The organism is Novipirellula sp. (assembly GCF_041583735.1).
In the GTDB taxonomy this organism is placed as follows: Bacteria; Planctomycetota; Planctomycetia; order Pirellulales; family Pirellulaceae; genus Novipirellula.
Map to the genome: position 1 here is coordinate 1 of NZ_JBFHFD010000060.1, position 21,637 is coordinate 21,637.

The window sequence follows — 21,637 nt, forward strand, 5'->3', positions numbered from 1 at the left end:
ACGCACGGTCAAAAATACGATTGAACAGCCGACGATTTCGCTGGCGTGCTTGATCACACGCCGCTTCGATCATCTTGGGATCATTCTCATTCATCAGGAACGCCAAGTTTTTCATCAACGAATCGAGTTCGGGCAACGCGTGACGATGAGGCGTTTTCATCAACCGCAAATTAATTTCGACACCGCGAAGCGTTTGGTAGCCCGCGATCAGTTGCAACGCTTCGTCTTCGGGTAAATGTCCCGCTTCGGCAAGTCGTTCCAGCGAAAGGGTGGTGTTGCAGTGCGTGATATTGGGAGATTCCGCAGCATGTTTTAGCGTCAACATTTGGGCCACAAACTCGACATCCACCGTGCCCCCTTCGCCTCGTTTCAAGTTTCCGGAGGTTGCCGTTTCTTGCATACGAGTTCGAATCTTGCGAATTTCGTAGGCCATTCCCGATTTCCACGGTGCCTCGGTCAGCAACGTCGCAACCGCCTTGTCAAACCGAGTTCGGCTCGTTCGTGAACCCGAGATCGAACGTGCTTTGCAAATCGCCAGCCACTGCCACAGCGGAGCCTCGTGTTGTCGGAACCGATTCAGGAAATCTTCGGTGGAGACTGCAAACACGCCTTCTTCGCCCGGGGGACGAAGCCGTCCATCGAGCTCATACATCCGGCCCTTCGGTCCCGGGGCGTTGATCCGCTCGATCACACGCTGGGCCAATTGGTTGAAAAAGCTGCGGTTGGTCGCCGTCGATCGCGGGCCGCCGACACGTCGGCATGTTTCGCCATCGGCCGAATATAGGAACACGACGTCCAAGTCGCTGTGATAATTCGGCTCGCGGCCACCGAGTTTTCCAAGTGCCACGGCAATCATCTCGGCCTTTTCACCCTCTGCGGTCACCGGGTCTCCGTATTGGGCGGCAAGTCGCTCTTGTTCAAATTCGATGATCCGCCGGATGCATGATTCCGCGGTATCCCCGATCGCTTGTTGCGTGGCCGCCAACGTTTCTTTGCCGAGAATATTGCGGACGCCAATCGTCAGATGGGCACTCTGTTTGAAACTGTGCAGAATCGCATCGATCTCTTGCGCACCACGGCACAATTCGATCGAATGGCTATCAAGTCGTTCGGCCGACGGCAACCGATCCATCAACAACGAGTCGATCAGTTCATCGATCATCCCCGGATTGTCGGTCAAAATTTCGACCAAGTACGGCGCCGCGGCACACAGTCGTACCATCATCTGCATCGTCGGCCGATTCGTGCCAAGCAGCTCCCACAAGGTCGCCTTGGCACCGATCGAATCGGCTACCCGGGTCAGCGAGGTGAGCGTTTTATCAGGATGCGGAGTTCGCGAAATTTCCGACAGCAACGAGGGGACGATCTGAGCAAAGAAGTGGCGACATCGATGCGGCGACAAAAAGGGAACCGATTCGGTACTCAACGCGATCAAATCTTCAAACGCGCGAGCAGGATTCGACAATGCGTGTTTCGACAGAACTTGGGTGATCGTTTCGGCTGCCGGATCGGGATCAAGCATCAGCTCGGTTTCCACGGCGATCGACGATCCATCGTCGGGCGCATCGAGCATCAAGTGGTTGATCATCCGGCAATTGACGTCAAACACCTCTTCGAGTTGTTTGCGAAAACGCGCCGCATCGCCATGTTTTGACTTGGAATCACGGATCCCCAATTGCCACGCCAATCGCTCGGTCAACTCGGTTTCGATCGGGACTTGGTCGTCAAGTTTTTCAAACATCACCGCGATCTGATGCTGCAATCGACATAACCGTGCATGGTTCTCGGACAACAGCGACGCTTCTTCATGCGTGACACACCCTTCACGTTCCAATCCGATCAATGCATCGTAGGTGTTCGCTTTGCGGACTTCGGGTAACCGATCGCCGTGCAACAGTTGCAGAAATTGAATCGTTCGTTGGATGTCACCTCGGCCACCGGGATCTCGCAGCACGTTACATGGTTTCTGTTCCGCAGAAGACGACGCTGCGTCGCTGGACGCCAAAGTGCGGCGTTCGAGTTTGTGCTGCAGCGTCTGGATCTCTGCTAAATCCGTGCGGCTGATAAAGCGGCGAAAAATCCAAGGCTGCAGCCGGGTCAAGAATCCTTCACCTAGCGTCTGTGAACCTGCGACCACCCGTGCTTTGATGAATCCGATTCGCTGCCACGTGCGACCGGACGTTTCGAAGATGCGTGCGGCTTCGAACGAGCTGCAAATCCGAGTGCCGGTTTCATACATCGGGCTTTGGCGAAGATCGATGTTATAGCCATCGTCAATCGGGTTGTCCGACCGCAGCAAGCGGATGAATTCGCTGACCAACAAGTCGTAATACTCGCGATGCGTCACATTCCATGGGTCAATTCGATCGTACAGAAAAATCAGCTGCAGCGAATCGCCGTAACTCATTTCTTCGGCACCGAAACTGCCCAATCCGATCAGCGTGACTTGCGGCGTGTTGCCGCTGGGCATCACCGGGGTGTCGCGAAGTTTAGGGAGATAGCGAAGTAGAAAGTCAAGACTCGATTGCACCACCGCATCAGCGACATAGGCCAATTGTCGCCCGACTTTTTCGGGAACCATCGAACGAGCGAACTCGCCATAGATGATCCGGCTCGTTTCACGGATCAAAAAACTTCGAATCTGAGCCGACGCTTCATCGAAATCTTCCACCTCCAACATGCATTGGTACAGTCGATCTACCAACTCGGCTCGGTCGACCGCTTGTCCGTCTTGTTGACGAAGGATTTGAAAGAAATCGGGATCGCTGACCAAATGTTTTGTCAGCCGAGGGCTGGTTGCGAAAATCTGCAGCAGCGATGGCAGGGATCGCGAATCGTTTCGGAACAGCTCGAGCAACGACTCGGGGGCCGTAGCGGATGTCAGAAAACAAGCCAACGAGTCGAGCGACGCATCGGCGTCATCCAGTTGGGGGAATTGCTCGACCAGCCGATCTTGCAGCGATACCAGCAGGTCCCGCGGGACCGCGAGTTGCCAGATTCGATGGGCATGGTCCCGAGCGATTTCGGGGGCGGCAAAGGTGGTGGAATCAATCCAATCGAAGTTGTCTGGCATAGTTGGATTGGATCAAGGTGCAACGCGGATGCGTGGGACGTGGTAAAGGCTGCGCTGCAACGGGGTTCTTCCTACGAGGGCTTCTCGCTTCACCACCTGAATTGCAGCCGCACTTTAGTCTAAAACCTTTCGCGAGATTCGTGTAGTGCGGCCAAAACGTAACCTACGATTCAAACGCGGGGAGATTTGCCCTTCCTTCGCCTCGAGAACGTCCCACCAGGGTGTGGGTTGCGCAACACAATGTTGATTTTGTGCAACACCCAACCGTTGCTTTTCGGAAACACGCTGGGGCGCGAATCCTCTTCTCTAATTGACCTAAACTATTCACTGACAACGGTTTGCCATGATTTATGCGATGCCCGACGCCTCCGCTGGTACCGATACTGCTTGGTTACTCTCGAACGTTACCGACGTTTTTGACACGGGTGCCGAGGAGAGCTTGATGGGAAAGAAATTCAGCCGTCGCAGTCTTCAAGATGATGCATATGATGCGGAGGAATCTGTTACGCGACGTACTCGCGTAATGGGAGAACAGTACGTTGATGCCGAAGACGAAGATGCCATTGCTGCGAACGACGATGACAACGAGCCAACCGCTCGTCGGGTCGAAACCGATACCGACCCCACCGAAGATCCGGTTCGCATGTACTTGATGCAAATGGGCCAGATCCCTTTGCTCAGTCGCGATCAAGAAGTCTCGGCAGCCAAACAGATCGAAAAAACTCGCGAACGCTATCGTCATTGGATGTTAGCGACCGACTTCATGCTGCAAGGTTCCTTGAAGCTGTTGGAGCAGGTTCGTGACAAAAAATTGCGTTTGGACCGCACCATCGAGGTCAGTGTGACCAATGCGGCGGAAAAGAAAGCGATCATGAAACGGATCGTTCCGAATGTGCGGACGCTTCAGCATTTGCTTCGTTTGAATCGCGGCGATTATTTGACCGCCATCAACAAACGTCTGCCAATGCGTCAACGACGCGCTGCTTGGAAAAACCTTGTCGTACGTCGCAACAAGGCGGTTCGCTTGATCGAGGAAATGAATCTGCGAACCAATCGGCTGCAACCGTTGTTCGAAAAGCTTCGAATCGCCGCCAATCGCATGGCGGAAATCCAATCCATCCTCAACAAGCCTGAACTGTTGGCGATGCCGGGGATGCCAAGCGAAGAGGAACTGCAAAGCGAACTTCGCTATCTAATGCGGTTGACCTTCGAAACACCACTCACGCTCGCTCGACGCGTCAAGCGATGCGACCATTTCAGCGAAGACTACGATGCCGCCAAGCGAGTTTTGTCGGCGGGTAACCTGCGTTTGGTCGTCTCGATCGCCAAAAAATATCGCAATCGCGGACTTTCCTTTTTGGATCTGATCCAAGAAGGCAATACGGGATTGATGCGAGCGGTCGACAAATTTGAACATGCCCGCGGCTACAAATTCAGCACGTACGCCACGTGGTGGATTCGTCAAGCAATCACGCGAGCGATCGCCGATCAAAGCCGCACCATTCGTGTGCCGGTACACATGATCGATACGATGAACAAAATTCGCCAGATCACCCGTGACCTGGTCCAAGAAAACGGACGTGAACCCACCGCCGAAGAAGTAGCGAACCGCAGCGGATTGCCACTCGAAGATACACGCGTCATCCTCAAAATGAGCCGTCAACCGTTGTCATTGGACCAACCAATCGGTGACCACGAAGACAGCGTGTTTGGTGAGTTCCTCGAAGATTATCGCGATGATGATCCGTTGCTGGAAACGAATCGTGAAGCATTAAAAACGCAAATCGATCTCGCTATGGAAACGTTGAACTACCGCGAGCGTGAAATCTTGCGACTTCGCTATGGTTTGGCCGATGGCTACACCTACACACTCGAAGAAGTAGGACGGATCTTTAAGGTCACTCGAGAACGCGTTCGCCAAATCGAAAGCAAGGCGGTCCGCAAACTGCAACAGCCGTATCGTGCGAAGTCGTTGGTCAGTTTCTTGGACGGCGCCGAAATCTCGATGCTCGAAGGCAGCGAAGCGCTGTAGCAAAACGTTGTCGCGAATCACTGTGAAGCAATTCGTGGCAGCAAGATACGGCAATTGCCATTTTGTAGCTACGCTCGCCAGAGCGTGGATCCGTAGCAATGCTCGCCAGAGCGTGGACCGTAGCAATGCTCGCCAGAGCGTGGGTCGTTGCTACGCTCGCCAGAGCGTGGACCCGTTGCACTCGCGGTGAATCACTACGCCGCTAGAGGACGCGTTAGCGTGAAAAAGTTCTCGCTGTGAAACGGCATCACGATTTGACGTTGCGTCAGATCGAGGGTGTCGTCACGAACCGCCGCGAGAAACGTCTTGCCGCACAAGTGCTTGTCATAGAACGTGGCCGCCGATCGTGACATGTCATCCAACTGTGACGCGGAAAGTTGATGAATGCGATCGATCGCATCCCGCAATCCGTCGGCACCTCGGAAACAAATCGCGTTTTCGCCATCGCATAACTCGGGCCGCAATCGGTCACCATATTCAATTAACGGAATCGTGCCGACGCTCATCGCTTCAATCAAATTGTGGCACATCGGCTGAGCCGCCCCAGGGCAGCAAACAAAGAACCGATGCTGGGCCAAAAACGGCAGCCACTGCGAAGACGCTATCGGCGTCTCCGCACTGTCTTGCAATCGGATCGGGATCGCAGCGTTTTCGGAGACAAATTCACGCAGCACCTCCAAAATGTGCAGTCGACTCAGCACGCCAAAGGATTGGTTCATCTTTTGGTGGCCGTATTTCGATTTTTGGCTGCCCGCAAACAGGATCGCTTCACGCGCGAATTCGCTTCGTAATGCAATTCGCGATGCAGTGTCGGAATGACGAAGCGTTGCTGGATGCATCGGATAAGGCATCACCGGACGCTGCGGCAAAATATCGCGGCCGATCATCATCTCGATTTGCCGTGACCCCATCCCCAAGCGTGTCGCTTGCGAAATCGGAACGTCGCACAACGCAACAGCCTCGCTCGGCAGCGGTTCGTCGGGTCCAAGCCACGTGGCATGCCCCTCGGCTAACATTTCGGCGCCATGAATCTTTCGCGCGACGCTGGCCAACAACAGCCGACTGCCACGAACCAAAAACGGGGATCCAATCTCGCGGCTATGATGTGCCAAAGACGCAAAATGACGTCCGCAGTCAAACAGCATTTGATCGGTATAAAGGTCCAGTGCAATCGGACGCTCGGTCAGCGTTTCGATGGACGCCACTCGGGAGGCCAAGATTTGTTTGGCGCGACGAATATCAACCGGAAATCGGACGATGTTTTTCAATTGCATGATGAACTCATTTTTCCGATTGGACGCTATGCAGCTCGCTTCTGGCTAATCTGTCCCGCAGGTCGGATGCCCATTTGGATCAACGTGTTGGTGGCACGGTGCCGTTTGGCGATCGCCATGCCATGATGCCGCGCACGCCAACGGATGGCTTCGTATTCGTGGTGCATGCGGTCGAGAAGTGCGGGGATCTGGTCGATCGACTCGTAGATATAGCCCACCGATCCGTTGCCACCCGCAGCACGAATTTGGTCGGCCAACCAACAGTGGTCGGGAACCACCACGGGAACGCCGCGGATAAACATTTCTAACAGCACGCCGCTGCAGCGAGCCACATAGCGCGATGCATCGTACAGGAACAATCCCACATCGGCCGTGTCCAACCATTGATGGTATTCGTCTGCGGGCATGTCCGACGACGTGATTTCGAAATAGGAATCGTGTGCCGATTCACCTGTCGACGCATTTGCGGCGGCACGCGTTCGTTCATAGGTGGGCTGCATCGGTTTGGGAATCATCCGCTTCCAACGCTTCGCGGGCATCTGCATCGACATCTGGTAACGGCCGCTGGTCAAATGCGGAGCGTGAATCTTCGACAGCATCGCGGGGATCACACTTCGCCCTTTCTCGGCTCGCGGGGTTCCCGCCAACACGATCTTGTATCGCTGCGAATCGCTGTTACGCACCCGCGGTGCTCGGTAACGCGTCGGATAGGGAATCGCGTTGGCCTCGACCCCGACTTCGGCCAACTGCTTTGACAGCGACGCGGTGGTGGCGTGCAAATGGATGCGATGGTTTGCCATCTGCTTCATCGCGGCGTTGACTTGATCGCCAAATTGTTGCCGCTGGGCGGGTGAGGTTTGTGAATCAAATACCGCAAAATGGAAAACGATGTGGATCGTTAATGGATCACCGGGCGGCAACTGTTGTAAGGCACGAGCAAGTGCCAGCATCACGAAATCGTCGGCGGTATTGATCAACAGCGTGTCGTTGCCGGTGGCACCCCAACGTCGCAACAGTCCAAGGAAATCTTCGGACCATCGCTCGAGCATCACACTGGGGCGGCGATCGAGTCGCGAAAGTGGATCACGCAGATTTTGCCACGTGTTTTGCCACTTGCTGCCACCGATATTGCGACCATCGACACTGCGTCGCACTTTGGAACGGCCGTCTACCCCGAGAGACCAATGGATCATTCGTCGCGCGCGAAAGCCACGCTCGACGTGAATTGCAGGATCAACGGCGTCAAATCCATCAAACGATTGATGGGTCGCCAGCCGGGTTTCGTAACCCAATTCCGCGGCGCCTTCCATCAACAGCGTTGCCAATTCAAGAAAATGGCCGCCAATGGAACGAATGTTGTCGTCAAACAGCAGCAAACGAGAATCGGAAACGGACATAAACTATTCAGACGACTGCGGTGAATGGGGGGATGGACGATCGAGGAAGGGAAAGCAACTAGGGGCGAAGCAGCGGAACCGTGGCTTTTCGCCAACAGTTCGACTTGAATCGATAAAATCAGAGCGGGATGCTAGCAACCCATTGTTTCGTGCATTTCGGTTTGTTTTTACGTCAATAACAGGATCGGGTGGCAGCGTCCAGATTGAATCAGAGGGAAGCGGTTCAGATTTGTTTTAGAAATTGTATCGATTATGCCGATTGTCTCTTTCAAGGGCGGAGGACCAGCGTGCACGTAGATGCGTGTGCGAGATCTTCCAAAAGTTGAATGGGCTTTTTTGTTGGTTAACAGAGCCACAAGGGATGGATCGAAACATGCGTATCACGAATATTCGTATCGCTAGCACTGTCGCGATGTTGCTGTGGGGTGGCACAGCAATGCAATCCGCGCATGCTCAACGGGCTGTGGTTCCGGGCACCGGGACCGAAATCGTCGGTGTGGCCGATGACTTTGAGGATCCAAATTGGAACTATGTTCCTAACGATCCGAAGAGCACTGAGGACATTGACGAGAACCAGCGTAGCCCGATGGGACGCAGTACGAACGGACGTTGGTACGAAGGGATCAAGCGAGGCCATCCCGACATCGTCCAGCGTGTTCGCACTCCGGCCGGTGGGTTGCCGGGCAGCGAAGGTGCGTTATTGATGCGTTCTCGATTTACCGGTATCCCGGGACAACCGAGCGGCAAGATGCACCAAGATGACTTTGTCGCAAACGTGCAATATCGGCTGAAACGACGCGTCGACGTGTCGGAAGTCCCCAGCGTGACGACTCGCGTTTTCTTGCCACCGGTGGCGCAATGGGAAAACCGCAGTGGGCCTCATTTTGGGTTCCGATTGGCGCTCGAAACCACCGCGATGGTCGACAAAGAAATCGGGATCGGGATCTTCAAACGAACCGTCGAAGAGATGGGGAACGAAGTCTATTGGCCCGGCATGTTCATCGAGTTCGAAAGCCAGGGTGGAAATCGTGAAAACGACTACGCCTACCTGCGAATTCGCAGCAACCGCCGTGGTGGCGATTTCCGTGGTCCCCAAATCACAACGACCGGTTGGTGGACGCTCGGCATGAGTGTGACTCCCGACGGGATGGTGCATTACTATGCATCCGAAGGGGTCGATGATCTGACCGAAGACGATTACATCACCAGCCAATTTCCTTACGATTACCGCGCCGAACGTTTCCGAACCTTCTTCTACAACATCTGTAGTGCCGACGACGGTCATCGTTGGAGCACGTCGTTCATTGTCGACGACCCCAAGGTTTACCTGCTGCGACCGAAACAGCAGATGGCATCGCGACCGTCGTCATCGCGACGTTAGTGCGGAAACGCTATGCAGCATTTCGTGGCGGAACGCGTCAACGACTTGTTGATTGAGTGAGCCGCGACGCGTCAGCGGCCGGGGCCCACGCGGTACCCGGTGCCTCACGGCCCACGGCTCACCATTGCAATTCGCATTTGGACTAAATCAACAAGCCGTCAAGCGTTTCGGGGACACTCGCCCACTGCCATCTACTTTGGGTGGTGCCCGCAGCGTGGTGCTATATCCGGTTGCGGCGAGTACGACGTTCGCATTAGACCGGGCGGCTTGCAGTGCTGCTCGGCGGCTGAGGGGGGCGACCACGCTATCGTCCGAGCAATCCTGGTGCAAACGGCGTAAGTGTCGCCGCGGCGAAGTAAGTTTGGTAAAACGGATCATCTCACCAACGTGATCCCTCCTAACGAGAACCAAACGATGCCCGCTGTTCTTGCCATTGCGGCCCACCCTGACGACATCGAATTTTTCATGGCCGGTGCAATGTTGCAGCTCGGCCGCCGCGGTTGGGATTTGCATTACGCCAATCTCTGCGATGGTTCGCGTGGATCCACGACGATGGATCAGTCGACGTGCGCTGCGACACGGCTTGCCGAGGCTCGACGTGCTGCCGAGGTGATCGGGGCGACGTTTTACGATCCGATTTTTCCCGACATGGAAGCGGCCTACACGCCCGAGAACCTGCGCAAAGTGGCCGCGATGGTTCGCAAAGCAAAGCCCACAATCGTGCTGACGCATTCGCCAATCGATTACATGGAAGACCACGAGATCAGCTGTCGTTTGGCCGTCAGTGCCGCCTTTGCGCATGGGATGCCCAACTTTCAAAGCGATCCCGAATTGCCAGTCTATATGGATCCCGTGACCGTTTATCACGCGCAAACGCCGGGGCATCGCACTCCGCTTGGTCAGTGGATCACGCCCCATATGTATATCGACGAATCCGATGTGATTGAAACAAAAGTCGAGGCGCTTGCCTGTCACGCCAGCCAAAAACAGTGGCTCGATGAAAGCCAAGGGATGGATAGTTATTTGCAGGCGATGCGCGATCTCAGTTTGCAAATGGGGCAAAAAAGTGGCAAATTCCAATACGCCGAAGGTTGGCGTCGTCGCGAGCACTGGGGTTTTTGTGGTCCCGAGGATGATCCGCTCCGCGACGCGTTGGCGGATATCATCGTCGACACGCGGACTTAGTTCTCACCCAGCACACGGTAGACTTCGGGCATATCAGTGACACCCTGCTGAACCAAGGATTCGGCTTGGCTGCGAAGGTCTACCCAACCCGCGTCGATCGCATCGGTTCGCATTTGTACCGCCGAGGCGTCGCGGTCGAGCGCTCGTGACAACGCGTCGCCCACGGGATCGGAACCGTCGAAAAAGAGACAGTCGGCGATCGCAACGCGGCCGCGATATCCGGTGCCAACACATGTTTTGCAGTGAGCCTTTTGTGCCGCATCCCCTTGGCATTCGGTGCATCGTCGTCGCAGCAATCGCTGCGTCAACACCGCGCGAATGCCGCTCTGTAACGCGTAGCTTGGTACGCCGAATTGGATCATTCGCCGCAGCGTTGCCGCGACATCCGTGGCATGCAGCGACGAGAAAATCAAATGCCCCGTTAACGACGCCTGCATCGCCGCTTCGGCCGTCTCGGGATCGCGAATCTCGCTGACAAGCAACACTTCGCTGTCTTGACGCACGGCACTTCGCAACGCCGATGCGAGCGTCATCCCACCGCTTGGATCGAGCTCGCTTTGGCTGATCGAATCGATAATCGATTCGACGGGGTCTTCGATCGTGATCACGCTTCGCCGCGGTTGCAGTGCCGCAATCGTTCGCAGCATGCTGTACATCGTCGTCGTTTTGCCGCTGCCCGCCGGACCCGAAAGCAGGACGGCACCATCGGTTTGCAGACACAGTTGACCCAGCTTCGCGGTCGTCGCTTTGTCGAGCCCCAAGGAATCCAGCGTATCAAACCGATCGTCCTTGCGGAGCACTCGCAGCACCGCACGCGGTCCATGAACGGTAGGGAATACGCTCAGCCGCAGTGACGGCGACTCGGTCCCAGACGATGTATCATTCCGCCATTTCAGTCGACCTTCCATCGGTTGCGTGCTTCGATAGGTCGGCAGCCCCGCCAACACCATCAACCGTGTGACGGGATCACTTGCACTGCCGCCGCGGATCCAGTCGGCGACGGATAGCACACCGTCGATGCGAAACAAGACATCCCAGCCCTCTTTGCGAGGTTGCATGTGGATGTCCGAAGCGTTGCTCGAGATCGCGGTCTCGAGCAAGCGATCGACTGCGGCGATGGCGTAATCGCTCGCCGCAGGATCCAAATTCGAAAAAATCGACGAAGGCTCAGTCGCCACGAAGCTTGATTCCGAGATCGGCTAGCTTCTCACGGACTTCGTTCAAGCTGGTTACCCCAAAGTTCTTGCACTCGAGCATTTCATCGCCCGTTTTGCGAACCAACTCGCCGATCGAGTTCAATTGCAAACGTGCCATGCACTTGCGAGCACGAACCGAAAGGTTCAAGTCCGAGATCGGACGCTCGAGTAGCGCCTGCTCGTCAGGCGACATGTGGCTGGTGTCGATCGGTGGATCGTTGCTCTTCTTTTCGTGAGCAAATTGACCAAGCGAAAGACCCTTGCTGGTCAGCATCTCGCGGATTTCGACCAAGCTGGTTTCGCCAAAGTTTTTGCTGCTTAGCAGTTCCGCTTCGCTGGTTCGCGTCAGGTCACCGATCGTGTCGATGCCCATCTTCTGCAAACAGTTGCGGCTTCGCACGCTGAGCTCGAAATTGGCAACGGGCATGTTCAACGTTTGTGCCAAGCGATCGTTGCGGCGCTGAGCTTCTTCGTCGTACAACAAGTTGCCCGTCGCAGCGGCATCCTTCAAATACAGATTGGTTTGAGGATGATCGGGATACGATTCGAGGATTCGGCGATAACATGCCTGAGCACGGTCGAATTGGTTGTTGTCTTCGTAGATCAAACCAAGGTTGATCAGTGCACCGATACCGGTTGGGAACGCTTTGGCGGCACGTTCGTACAGTTTCAATGCTTCGGCGTCGTTGCCGAGTCGATCGTTTTCCAGGGCCAATCCGAACAGAGCACCGGCGTGATTTTCGTCGGTGTTCACCGCACGTTGGTACAAGGCAAGCGCCTCTTCCAAACGACCACCCACGGCGGAAACCGTCGCAGCGCGTTGGTACATGTATTCGGATGTCTGCTCGGCAGGTCCGAAAATGTTATCAAGGATCTCGAGCGACTTTTCCGTGCGACCGGCGTATCGATGTGCTTCGGCGATACGGATATTGCATTCATCGGCGTTGTAGCCCGATGTTTGTGCCTGCTGGTAAACCGGAATGGATTCGTCGTAGCGGCTCAGTTCAAACAACGCTCGTGCTTGATAAAACAATGCCATCGCACTGCCATCGGCATTCTGCAGCGTTTCCAGAGCCGATTTGAATTTGCCCAGCAGGAACAAGCAAACACCCATCTTGGTCTTTGCTGCCGGGCTGAGCGATTCGTCGGTTTCCATTTCGTTTACGGCGTCGCGAAGTTCGCCAAAATGGCCGTAATTCTCAGTGATCGCAGAACGAATGGCTGCGACATCGGATGGACCAAACGAATTGTTTGCCAGAACCATCTCTTTCAAATCGAGCACATCGAGTTCGATATCACTCATCGAGAAGCATCTCCTGTCGCGAGCTGTTTAAGCTATGGATGTAAGTTTGGGAAAACTTGCACTAAATTAGAATCTTAATTGAGAAGCCAGCGGCGGGATTTGAACCCGCAACCCTCGCATTACGAATGCGATGCTCTGCCAATTGAAGCTACGCTGGCGTTCACTCGTTCGGGGGGCTGTAGGCAATCCGGCTCCGCGTGCCATGTCGAAAGCCTGTGCCAAAAGAACGGCGTGTCCAAAGAAAATAAGCGAAATACCCAAAATTCGTCAATAGGCGACTCTTAGAACAACGTCCTCTGTAGCCTCTAAATCCAGACGTGATGACCAATTAGGAGGGAAAAATCAGCGGTGTGGCGTTTAAACCAATTTTTTTTGCCACTGGTGCCCTTTTTCAGTATTTTCAAATTGAAGAGTCTCTAACTGGCGAATCAGTTCGCTGCGGTCGCTGTTGACCGCCGTTTCCACCGCATATATTCGGCGATCGGAAAGCGTTTGGATCAAACTGCCAATCAAAAAACTTTCCGCTCCACTGAGCCGGTCGGGATTCTCTAACGGTGAAAGATCCAGGATCGCATGGGCACAATTCATCACTTGCGCCTCGACGTCGCTGCACCAAAGTTCGACTTGAGCCAGCATTTCGCCCGTGCGATGGTCGACAATCTTGTGGCATTCAATGTCAAAATGCGAAAACGCCGACGCCAATCGAGGGATCACCGGCATGCGAGGCTCGCGAACACCTCGGGTGGTCCGCCGCAACTGCAATGCTTCACGATTGACCGGGGGGCGGTAAGGGCTCGTTGATACCACTAATCGCGAAATCGGATCGCTCGCGGTGTAGCCAGCCTGGGTTAACAACGATGTCGTGCGAGTGTCCGCTTCGGGAACGCCAATGCCGTGACCAATCGGTGGCAATCCGACGTAGCCGTCATAGCCGTCGCGGACCAGCCCGACACGAAGCGAGTGACAACCGAGTTCTTTGACGCGGGCTTCGGCGGCCGCTAACAAGGGCTCGCAGACCTCTAGCCCCCCATTAGGCGAGAAACATATTGCCAGCATGCGGCCCATATGCTCGTGCTCGAACCCCGTGTCCAGGTCACCCTTCTGGCCCGCTTCCTCGGGGTAACGGTCCACCGCAACATGGCACCATGCGCGAACCTGGCCGTCGGACAAAGCGACCAGCAGATTGGCAGGATCAAAAAAGGTGCGAGCCAGTATGGCCTGCTCAATCGTCGCCATCGCGACCGGGGGCGACATGCCGATGCAAGACCAGTGATCGATCCAGAGATCCACCAATCGCGGTAGGTCTACGTTGCAAAAAGCCCGAATAGTTGACACGTTAAAATCGCCGTTTGCGTTCAGGTGGAGAGTTTCAAGGGTGGAAATGCAAGAACTGGACCGTTCTCCATTTTTTTGCGTCACAACGGCAACGACAAGACAACTGCTTTGGCAAAGGTGAATTTCAGCTACGCTAAGAAATGCACAAATCTTGTAGGGGAAAATGCTTCACAGCGTTGCCTGGCTAGGCACGATTACACCGACAACCCACCGCCGACACGCGCGGCATTGCACAGCTTGGTCGCCCTTTTATACACGAATCCTCGGTTTTTAGTTAACAAAACTGTAGCCGGAATCAAAATGAAATTCAGCAGCACCGGCACGTTGATCGAAGTGCTAAATCAATTCGCCCCGTCCATCAACACGCCGTTTCATCCTGGCACACGGTGCCCTCTCGTTCGCCTCTCTCGATTCGGGGCATGCCAACGGTGGTAAGTGACAAACACGATCACGACGCTTCGGCTTCTTCGCGAAGTCGTCCTCGGCTGTCAGCGTCGTTGCTTGATGACGCCGCAGGGGCGATCCAAGATCAATTAGGGATGACGCTGCGTCCGCCTCAAATCACGGCGGCACGTTGTCTGCTCGATCCTTCGATTGTCGAGATGCAGACGGGGGAAGGCAAGACGCTTAGCATCGCGGTGGCCGCCGTCGCGATGGTCAAAGCGGGCCGACGTGTCTTTGTCGCCACCGCAAACGACTATTTGGCGACTCGCGATTGCGAATTCTTGCGGCCTGTTTTTCAGGCGTTGGGCATCACCGTGGCGTCGATCACCGCAGCGAATGCTGCCGCCGAAAAAGAACTTGCCTACCCAGCGGATGTGGTCTACAGCACGCTTCGACAGTTCGGATTCGATTTTCTGACCCAGCGTCTCCGGCGGCGAAGCGAGTCGGTGAATCACCATCACCCCAGAATGGCACTTGACCCCGGGATCGCACTTGACCCCGGGATGACACTGGACGTGTTGTTGGTCGATGAGGCCGACAGTGTGCTGATCGATGAAGCTCGTACGCCTCTGGTGATCTCATCGGCTCCGGTGCCGGGCCAAGTCGACACGGCGGCAACGTTCCGTTGGGCTGCGGATTTTGCCAAGACGTTGTCCGCCAACATCGACTTTGTTGTGACCGCGGATTCGGACGCGATTGCCTTGACATCGGCGGGACACCAAAAAGTGCTGCGATCGACGATGCCCGCGGAAATGAATGCCATGACGACCACTCAGATTCTTTACGCGGTTGAAACGGCGCTCGATGCAGCCACGCGGTTGCGTCGTGATCAACATTACATCGTCGCCGGCAATCAAATCCAATTGGTGGACGAATTTACTGGACGCGGGCAAGTCGATCGAACCTTTGCTGCAGGGATTCATCAAGCGATCCAGGCTCGTGAAGGGCTGGCGATTACCCCCCCCTGTGTGCCAATCGCGCGAATCACGATCCAAGAGTTTGTCGGACGTTTTGCCCACCTGTCCGGTATGACGGCTACCGCGTGGGAGGATCGTCGCGAGATTGCTGATGTCTATGGATTGTCGATTCGACGTTTGGCGTCTTGGAAACCTTCGCAACGAGTCGAGTATCCGCCGCAGATTTGTGATAGCGAAACCGCAAAATTTGCCGCGATTGCGGACGAGATCCAGGACGTTGTGGCGGCGGGACGCGCCGTGCTGGTCGGTACACGAACGATTGAAAAATCGGAACAACTGAGCCGTGTCTTGCACTCGCGAGGATTGCAACATGTCGTGTTAAACGCCCGGCACGTGGACCGTGAAGCCGAGTGGGTACAAGCGGCGGGCACCGCCAAACGGATCACCGTCGCGACCAATATGGCGGGACGAGGGACCGATATACCCCTGGATGCGTCGGTGGCCGATGCTGGCGGATTGCACGTGATTGTCAGCGAACCGCATTCGGCGGCACGAATCGATCGCCAATTGATTGGCCGCGCGGGCCGGCAAGGGGATCCAGGCTCGTGTCGCTGTTATTGGTCGATCGACGATGAAATTCTTGATCAAGCCTATGGAACGGCTGCCGCCGATTCGCTTCGCGACCGCATGCGAAACGCAGACTCTGAAACCCGAGTCCGCTGGCAACTTCGCCGCGCCCAAGCCGCCGTCGCTCGGATGCAGCGGCGTGGACGCCACCGTTTGGCATGCCAAGCCCGCCATCTTGCTCAGCAAATGCGTTCGCTCGGCCTCGATCCCCATCTGGATCCGATCAGCGAATCGTCGTAACGCGAATCATCGTCAACAGAATGCGGATTTGCCGCCACGTTGACGCAATGGCATTACCATCGATGGCGATTCACGCTTTACGATCACTGCGGTATGATGACAACAATCATCCAATCAATCGGTTCTTCCGATCGATCCTGCACCTTCGAAACGGCTGGGCATTTTGCATATGACATCGAATGACCTGACAACGCGGCTCGCCCCCCAAAATTGGCGATCGGTAAACCGCCGGCCTGCTTCGGTTCAGACAGCCTTGATCAGCCTCGCCTTGCTGGCATTTGTCTCCGCTGGCGCGGACGCGGCTCCCAATGGATTGCAAAACCATGTGGATCCATTCTCGTTGCCTGGATCCGATGGCACCGCCGTGTCGCTCTCGACCGACCCCACCGTTTCGCTGCACGTTCTCTGCTTCCTCGGCACCGAATGTCCGCTGGCCCGGATCTATGGGCCACGGCTCGATGCCTTGGCGAATCAGTACGCGGAACGAGGCGTTCAGTTCATCGGGATCAACAGCAACATCCAAGATTCGATGGACGAACTGCGGCGGTACGTCAAAGATCATCGGCTGACCTTTCCCGTGGCCAAAGATTACGATCGCCAGGTCGCGATCCAATCCGGTGCAACACGTACCCCCGAAGTTTTTGTGATCGATCGATCCGGCACGGTCCGCTATTCGGGTCGCATCGATGATCAATACGAACCGGGCATCGCACGAAAACAGGCGACACAGCACGATTTGCAGGATGCCATCGACGCGCTGTTGGCCAACAAACCGGGGCCCAACCCGAAAACGACCGCGATGGGGTGCTTGATCGCACTGCCGCGAAAAACATCGTCCGATTCCGAATCCAAGATCACGTACTGCGATCAAGTCAGCCGGGTGTTGCAAAATCATTGTGTCGAGTGTCATCGAGCCGACGAGATTGGACCGTTCTCGCTCGAAGAGTACGACGACGTCATCGGCTGGGCCGACATGTCGTTGGAAGTGATCGGGCAACATCGCATGCCGCCGTGGCATGCCGATCCCAAGCATGGTTCGTTTGCCAATTCGCGGCACATGCCCGAGCAAGACAAGCAGATTTTGATCGATTGGGTTGATGCCGGGATGCCCTACGGCGACGCCCGCAAACTGCCACCGGATCGCGAGTATGTCGCCGGCTGGCAACTAAGCGAACCGCCTCACCAAATCGTGACGATGAACGATACTCCGTATCATGTTCCTGCCACGGGGACGGTTGAGTACCAGTACTTTGTCGTCGATCCTGGTTTTACCGAAGACAAATGGATTCGAGCCGCCGAAGTCGTTCCCGGCAATCGGTCGGTGGTCCATCATTCGATCGCCTTCGTCCGTCCCCCCGATGGTGCTAATTTTCGCGACATCGGTTTTCTTTCCGCTTATGTCCCGGGCCAACGACCGAGCGAATTACCAACCGGCTACGCTCAACGCGTTCGTGCCGGTTCTAAACTCGTGTTCCAAATGCACTACACGCCCACCGGCAAAGCGGCCGAGGATGTCACGCGAATCGGTTTACTGTTTGCCGATCCAAACGAGGTGACGCACGAAGTGTTTGTGTTAGGCGGCGTCGAACAGGAGTTTGAAATCCCACCGGGGGCAGCCAACCATGCGGTGGATGGCGACATTGGTGGCTTTCCCAAAAACGGCACGCTGTTGTCGATCACGCCGCACATGCATCTGCGTGGCAAGGCGTTTCGCTTTGTCGCTCAAACAAAGTCGGGCGAGCAAACGTTGTTGGATGTCCCCAACTACGATTTCAATTGGCAACATAACTACGTGCTTAGCGAACCGCTGCCGCTCGGCAACGTGAACCAACTCTCCTTCACAGCGGTGTTCGATAACTCGGCCGACAATCCCACGAACCCAGATCCGTCCGAGTTTGTCACGTGGGGCGATCAAACGTGGCAAGAGATGGCGGTCACGTTTGTGGCCGTTGCAAAGCCGCTGGAGCCACAGGCCAATCGGCGCGAAACCACCGACGATGCGGCTAAACAAAAACGACTTGACGAGCAACAGAAAAAGTCAGAGCAAGAGGCGACGCAGTTTGCAGCAAGTTACATCAAACGATTTGATTCCGATGACGATGGCGTGCTGACAAAACACGAATTGCCCGATTCCGTGCGGATGTTCAGTTTCGGTTCGTTTGATCATGATGGAGACGGCCAAATCAGTCATGAAGAGATTCGAGTGGAATCGTTAAGTCGTTTGCGGCGTGCACGTTAACGATAGGAGCGAAATGCCCGAACCCTTCGTTTTGCGGATGAAGCGGCAAGTCCGAGTCGTAGTGGATCTTGCTAAAGATTCCTTTCTGGGGAGGGCGGTCCAGCTAAGCGAGGTCGGACGAATCATTGGCGGCGTCTTCCGTAGTGGACGAGGCAACGAGTCCTTTTTGGCTCAGTGAAGCTGCAGGACTCTTAGCCTCGTTCACTACCGGTCTTGTCCACTACCGCACGCCATTGATTGTTCCGAACATCCAAAGCGACGTGTCGCCACGTCCACAACGGTCACGCCGGATCCTTGTCTTTCCACTCGCCCTCAATCACCACCTGGAAATTCACACGAAGTGTTTTCTAAATTCCCGCCGCTGTTTCGCATTTCGTGGATCGCTGATTGGATCGTCACCCACCGCGTCGTGACGTTCCTGATCCTGACCATTTGGACCATCGTGATGGGGCTGGGACAATACGACCCCACGATCCTCTGGCCTGAAAAGATCACTTCATCGCCCGACCACTCCGACACGTCGGCGGATGATGAATTCGACAAATCACTTCTCGCTAAAACTCCGAATGTCTCGCCCGTTCAAATCGCCGCGGGCGACGTGATCGTGGTGGCTCAGAGTGAGCAGTTCTTCACGCCGGAGGGAGCCGATGCGATTCGCGACGCGGTCGCTGCGCTCGAATCGCTCGATCAAGTCGAGCGGGTGTTGTGGATGGATCGAGCCCCGATGCTCAATATCTTCGGTCTACCTGAACCCATTTTGCCCAACCGAAACGCCTCGCCCGCTCGATTCGAAGCCGCAAAAGAACGTGCGTTGGCCAATCCGTTGATCGGCGGCCAATTGCTTTCGCCAGACGCAAACACGCTGTTGTTGATGGTCCAAATTGATTGGTTGTTTGTCACCGACGACAGCGATTGTACCGACACGCTGCGTGAAGCCGCGACCGCGGCATTGGCAAATCATCCCGGCGTCGCCATGACGTTTCAAGTCACTGGCGAGGTGCCTATTCGCGTTAGCTGGGCCGCCAGCACGCGGGATAACGAACGCAAATACCAATTGATCGGCTACTCGATCGCACTGGTGATCGCTTATATCTTGTTCCGTGGGCTGTCGTCCGTCGTGATCGTCGCACTCGCTCCTATCTTTGGTGTGTTTTGGACGTTAGGGCTGCTGCATTATCTCGGTTTTGCCGACAATCCGTTCAACTCGGTCATCGTCCCTGTGTTGCTGTGTATGGTCGGGTTCACCGACGGCGTGCACATGATGGTGCAAATCCGCCGACATCGCGCCGAAGGGATGTCGGCGACCGATGCCGCTCGGCTATCGATCCGCGAAGTCGGTTTGGCGTGCTGGTTGACCTCGTTGACCACGGCGATCGGATTTGGATCGTTGGCACTTGCGCATCACGAGATTGTTCGCGAATTTGGTTATTGCTGCGTGATCGGCGTGCTGATGACGTTCATCTCGGTCATCACCGTCATTCCGTTGGCATGCGCCAGTCCTCTGGGGCGGAATGTCCACTCCGGTTACGGTCACAATTTGATCGACAAGAATTTGAGCAAGATCTCGGTGGTGATCGAGTTCGTGCTGCGGCATTCCAAGAAAGTCAGCTTCGCGGCGATCGTTGTGACGCTGCTGTTAGCCGTGATGACGCTGCAATTGCGACCCGACCAACGGTTGACCAGCAACATGAGTGCCGGCAGTGAATCGGCGAAGGCGCTGGCTCATATCGACAAACAATTTGGTGGGATGGAAACGGCCGAAGTGACGGTCCAGTGGCGGAGCGAAGTGGCCGCGAACGATGGCGAGATCGGACGGGTGGTTGCCGAGGTCGATGATCTGCTCCGCAGCGAACCCTTGATCGGAAACCCGCTATCGATTCGCAGTCTGATTGATGCGTTGCCAGGCGAAGGCGACCCGGGGACGCGGATGTCATTGTTGGAATTGTTGCCGCCGCCACTGAAGCGAGCTTACTTCGTACCGGAACGCCGCGTGGCCAAGGTGGTCATGCGGCTTCAGGATCGTGGCATTGCATCCTACGGCCCGGTGTTCGAGCGAATTGAGCAAGGGCTGGAAACGATCCGCCAGTCGCATCCGAACTTTCGACTCGAGCTTGCCGGTAGCGCCGTCGGTCGATGGAAGAATCTGTATCGCATTGTTGTCGATTTGGCGTTTAGTTTGGGGACCGCCACGGTGATCATTTTTGCGGTGTTGACGTTTGTTTATCGCTCGGTGCGGCTGGGATTGATATCGATGATCCCCAATCTGTTCCCATTGGCGATGACCGGATTCATCCTGTTGATCATGGGCGAAAGTCTCGAGATCGTCAGCGTGTGTGCATTCACGGTTTGTTTGGGCATCGCGGTGGACGATACGATTCACTTTTTGACACGGTACCGCGAAGAACTGAAGACGGCGTCCAGCGGAACCGAAGCGATCCGCCGCGCCTTTGTCGGCGTCGGAACCGCCTTGGTGATGACGACCGTCGTATTGATCGTCGGTTTTAGTACCGCGTTACTAAGCGATGCACGCGATCACAGGATCTTTGCCTCGATGGGAATTCTGACGATCGGCGGCGCGCTGTTCGCCGACCTCGTAATGTTGCCGGCATTACTGCAGCGGTACGCGCACCGGAACGAAACCGAGGATGTTGCTGAATTGTAATTCGGCGTTGTGCAAGCATACGGTTCACCACTTCCCAAGCTTGGCTCGGGCGAGGTTGCTTCCTGCCTATCACCTCTCCCAAACAACGTTTGGGAGAGGTCGAGCAGAGCGCAGAGCGATTGCTCGGGTGAGGGCCGTCCGCGCAATCCGAGGCGAGTGCACGCAAAGTTGCGCGGTCGGCCCTCACCCGGACGAGGCCTTGAAGGAGCCCGTCCGACCTCTCCCTAGCTTCGCTCGGGAGAGGTGCCTTGCTGCATGTCACCTCCCCCAAACAAAGTTTGGGAGAGGTCGAGCAGAGCCTTTAGCGATTGCTCGGGTGAGGGCCGACCGAG

The 21,637-nt window shown here is 55.7% G+C and carries 13 protein-coding genes and 1 tRNA gene; 7 read left to right on the forward strand and 7 right to left on the reverse strand.

Translation table 11 applies throughout. From position 1 onward, the window contains the following. Positions 1–3,073: glutamate-ammonia-ligase adenylyltransferase (locus tag ABX962_RS07215; RefSeq protein ID WP_372717975.1), on the reverse strand; the 3,073-nt coding region annotated here is incomplete at its 3' end. Positions 3,074–3,416: 343 nt separating this feature from the next. Here ABX962_RS07215 and ABX962_RS07220 point away from each other — a divergent pair. Beyond that, a complete protein-coding gene (locus tag ABX962_RS07220; protein WP_372717977.1) occupies positions 3,417–5,105 on the forward strand; it encodes a sigma-70 family RNA polymerase sigma factor in 1,689 nt (562 codons plus the stop codon). 194 nt (positions 5,106–5,299) lie between these two features. On the opposite strand, the gene ABX962_RS07225 is transcribed toward ABX962_RS07220, so the two are convergent. Both ABX962_RS07225 and ABX962_RS07230 read right to left on the reverse strand, forming a co-directional pair. Then, positions 5,300–6,379, reverse strand: coding sequence for a hypothetical protein (locus ABX962_RS07225; protein WP_372717979.1), 1,080 nt, complete (start codon positions 6,377–6,379; stop codon positions 5,300–5,302). 26 nt (positions 6,380–6,405) lie between these two features. Further along, on the reverse strand, positions 6,406–7,776 hold the full coding sequence (locus tag ABX962_RS07230) for a hypothetical protein (protein ID WP_372717981.1): 1,371 nt from the start codon (positions 7,774–7,776) through the stop codon (positions 6,406–6,408). A 373-nt stretch (positions 7,777–8,149) separates the two neighbouring features. On the opposite strand from ABX962_RS07230, the gene ABX962_RS07235 reads away from it, so the two are divergent. Together ABX962_RS07235 and ABX962_RS07240 are read left to right on the forward strand one after the other, a co-directional pair. Next, positions 8,150–9,157, forward strand: a complete 1,008-nt coding sequence (locus ABX962_RS07235; RefSeq protein WP_339943288.1) for a hypothetical protein — start codon at positions 8,150–8,152, stop codon at positions 9,155–9,157. Positions 9,158–9,571: 414 nt separating this feature from the next. After that, entirely contained in the window at positions 9,572–10,342 is a 771-nt protein-coding gene (locus ABX962_RS07240) for a PIG-L deacetylase family protein (protein ID WP_372717984.1), read from the forward strand. Here ABX962_RS07240 and ABX962_RS07245 read toward each other — a convergent pair. From ABX962_RS07245 to ABX962_RS07260, 4 genes are all read right to left on the reverse strand, one after another. Then, positions 10,339–11,520, reverse strand: coding sequence for a GspE/PulE family protein (locus ABX962_RS07245; protein ID WP_372717986.1), 1,182 nt, complete (start codon positions 11,518–11,520; stop codon positions 10,339–10,341). The two genes, ABX962_RS07240 and ABX962_RS07245, sit on opposite strands and share 4 nt — an antisense overlap. Continuing rightward, the gene (locus ABX962_RS07250) at positions 11,510–12,841 is read right to left on the reverse strand and encodes a DNA-directed RNA polymerase subunit alpha C-terminal domain-containing protein (protein ID WP_372717988.1); all 1,332 of its coding nucleotides are present in this window, start codon (positions 12,839–12,841) and stop codon (positions 11,510–11,512) included. Before ABX962_RS07250 ends, ABX962_RS07245 begins: the two co-directional genes overlap by 11 nt. An 84-nt stretch (positions 12,842–12,925) precedes the next feature. Further along, positions 12,926–12,999 (reverse strand) — tRNA-Thr (locus tag ABX962_RS07255). Between the two features lie 199 nt (positions 13,000–13,198). Beyond that, a complete protein-coding gene (locus ABX962_RS07260; RefSeq protein ID WP_372717990.1) occupies positions 13,199–14,134 on the reverse strand; it encodes a hypothetical protein in 936 nt (311 codons plus the stop codon). A 461-nt stretch (positions 14,135–14,595) separates the two neighbouring features. On the opposite strand from ABX962_RS07260, the gene ABX962_RS07265 reads away from it, so the two are divergent. The 4 genes from ABX962_RS07265 to ABX962_RS07280 all read left to right on the forward strand — a co-directional run bounded on the left by ABX962_RS07265 (position 14,596) and on the right by ABX962_RS07280 (position 21,305). After that, positions 14,596–16,404: a preprotein translocase subunit SecA gene (locus ABX962_RS07265; RefSeq protein ID WP_372717992.1), complete on the forward strand. Its 1,809-nt coding sequence runs from the start codon at positions 14,596–14,598 to the stop codon at positions 16,402–16,404. A 169-nt stretch (positions 16,405–16,573) separates the two neighbouring features. Next, entirely contained in the window at positions 16,574–18,643 is a 2,070-nt protein-coding gene (locus ABX962_RS07270; protein ID WP_372717994.1) for a redoxin domain-containing protein, read from the forward strand. A 13-nt stretch (positions 18,644–18,656) separates the two neighbouring features. After that, positions 18,657–18,821 (forward strand): hypothetical protein, encoded by a 165-nt coding sequence (locus tag ABX962_RS07275; RefSeq protein WP_372717995.1) that lies wholly within the window; start codon positions 18,657–18,659, stop codon positions 18,819–18,821. A 162-nt stretch (positions 18,822–18,983) separates the two neighbouring features. Next, complete coding sequence (locus tag ABX962_RS07280) at positions 18,984–21,305, forward strand: RND family transporter (RefSeq protein ID WP_372717997.1); 2,322 nt, start codon at positions 18,984–18,986, stop codon at positions 21,303–21,305. Positions 21,306–21,637: the final 332 nt, after the last annotated feature.

Coding starts and splice junctions, on each gene's coding strand:
- ABX962_RS07270 (WP_372717994.1), top strand. CDS start 16,574: ATGACATCGAATGACCTGACAACGCGGCTCGCCCCCCAAAATTGGCGA.
- ABX962_RS07220 (WP_372717977.1), top strand. CDS start 3,417: ATGATTTATGCGATGCCCGACGCCTCCGCTGGTACCGATACTGCTTGG.
- ABX962_RS07250 (WP_372717988.1), bottom strand. CDS start 12,841: ATGAGTGATATCGAACTCGATGTGCTCGATTTGAAAGAGATGGTTCTG.
- ABX962_RS07240 (WP_372717984.1), top strand. CDS start 9,572: ATGCCCGCTGTTCTTGCCATTGCGGCCCACCCTGACGACATCGAATTT.
- ABX962_RS07225 (WP_372717979.1), bottom strand. CDS start 6,379: ATGCAATTGAAAAACATCGTCCGATTTCCGGTTGATATTCGTCGCGCC.
- ABX962_RS07275 (WP_372717995.1), top strand. CDS start 18,657: ATGCCCGAACCCTTCGTTTTGCGGATGAAGCGGCAAGTCCGAGTCGTA.
- ABX962_RS07235 (WP_339943288.1), top strand. CDS start 8,150: ATGCGTATCACGAATATTCGTATCGCTAGCACTGTCGCGATGTTGCTG.
- ABX962_RS07265 (WP_372717992.1), top strand. CDS start 14,596: ATGCCAACGGTGGTAAGTGACAAACACGATCACGACGCTTCGGCTTCT.
- ABX962_RS07230 (WP_372717981.1), bottom strand. CDS start 7,776: ATGTCCGTTTCCGATTCTCGTTTGCTGCTGTTTGACGACAACATTCGT.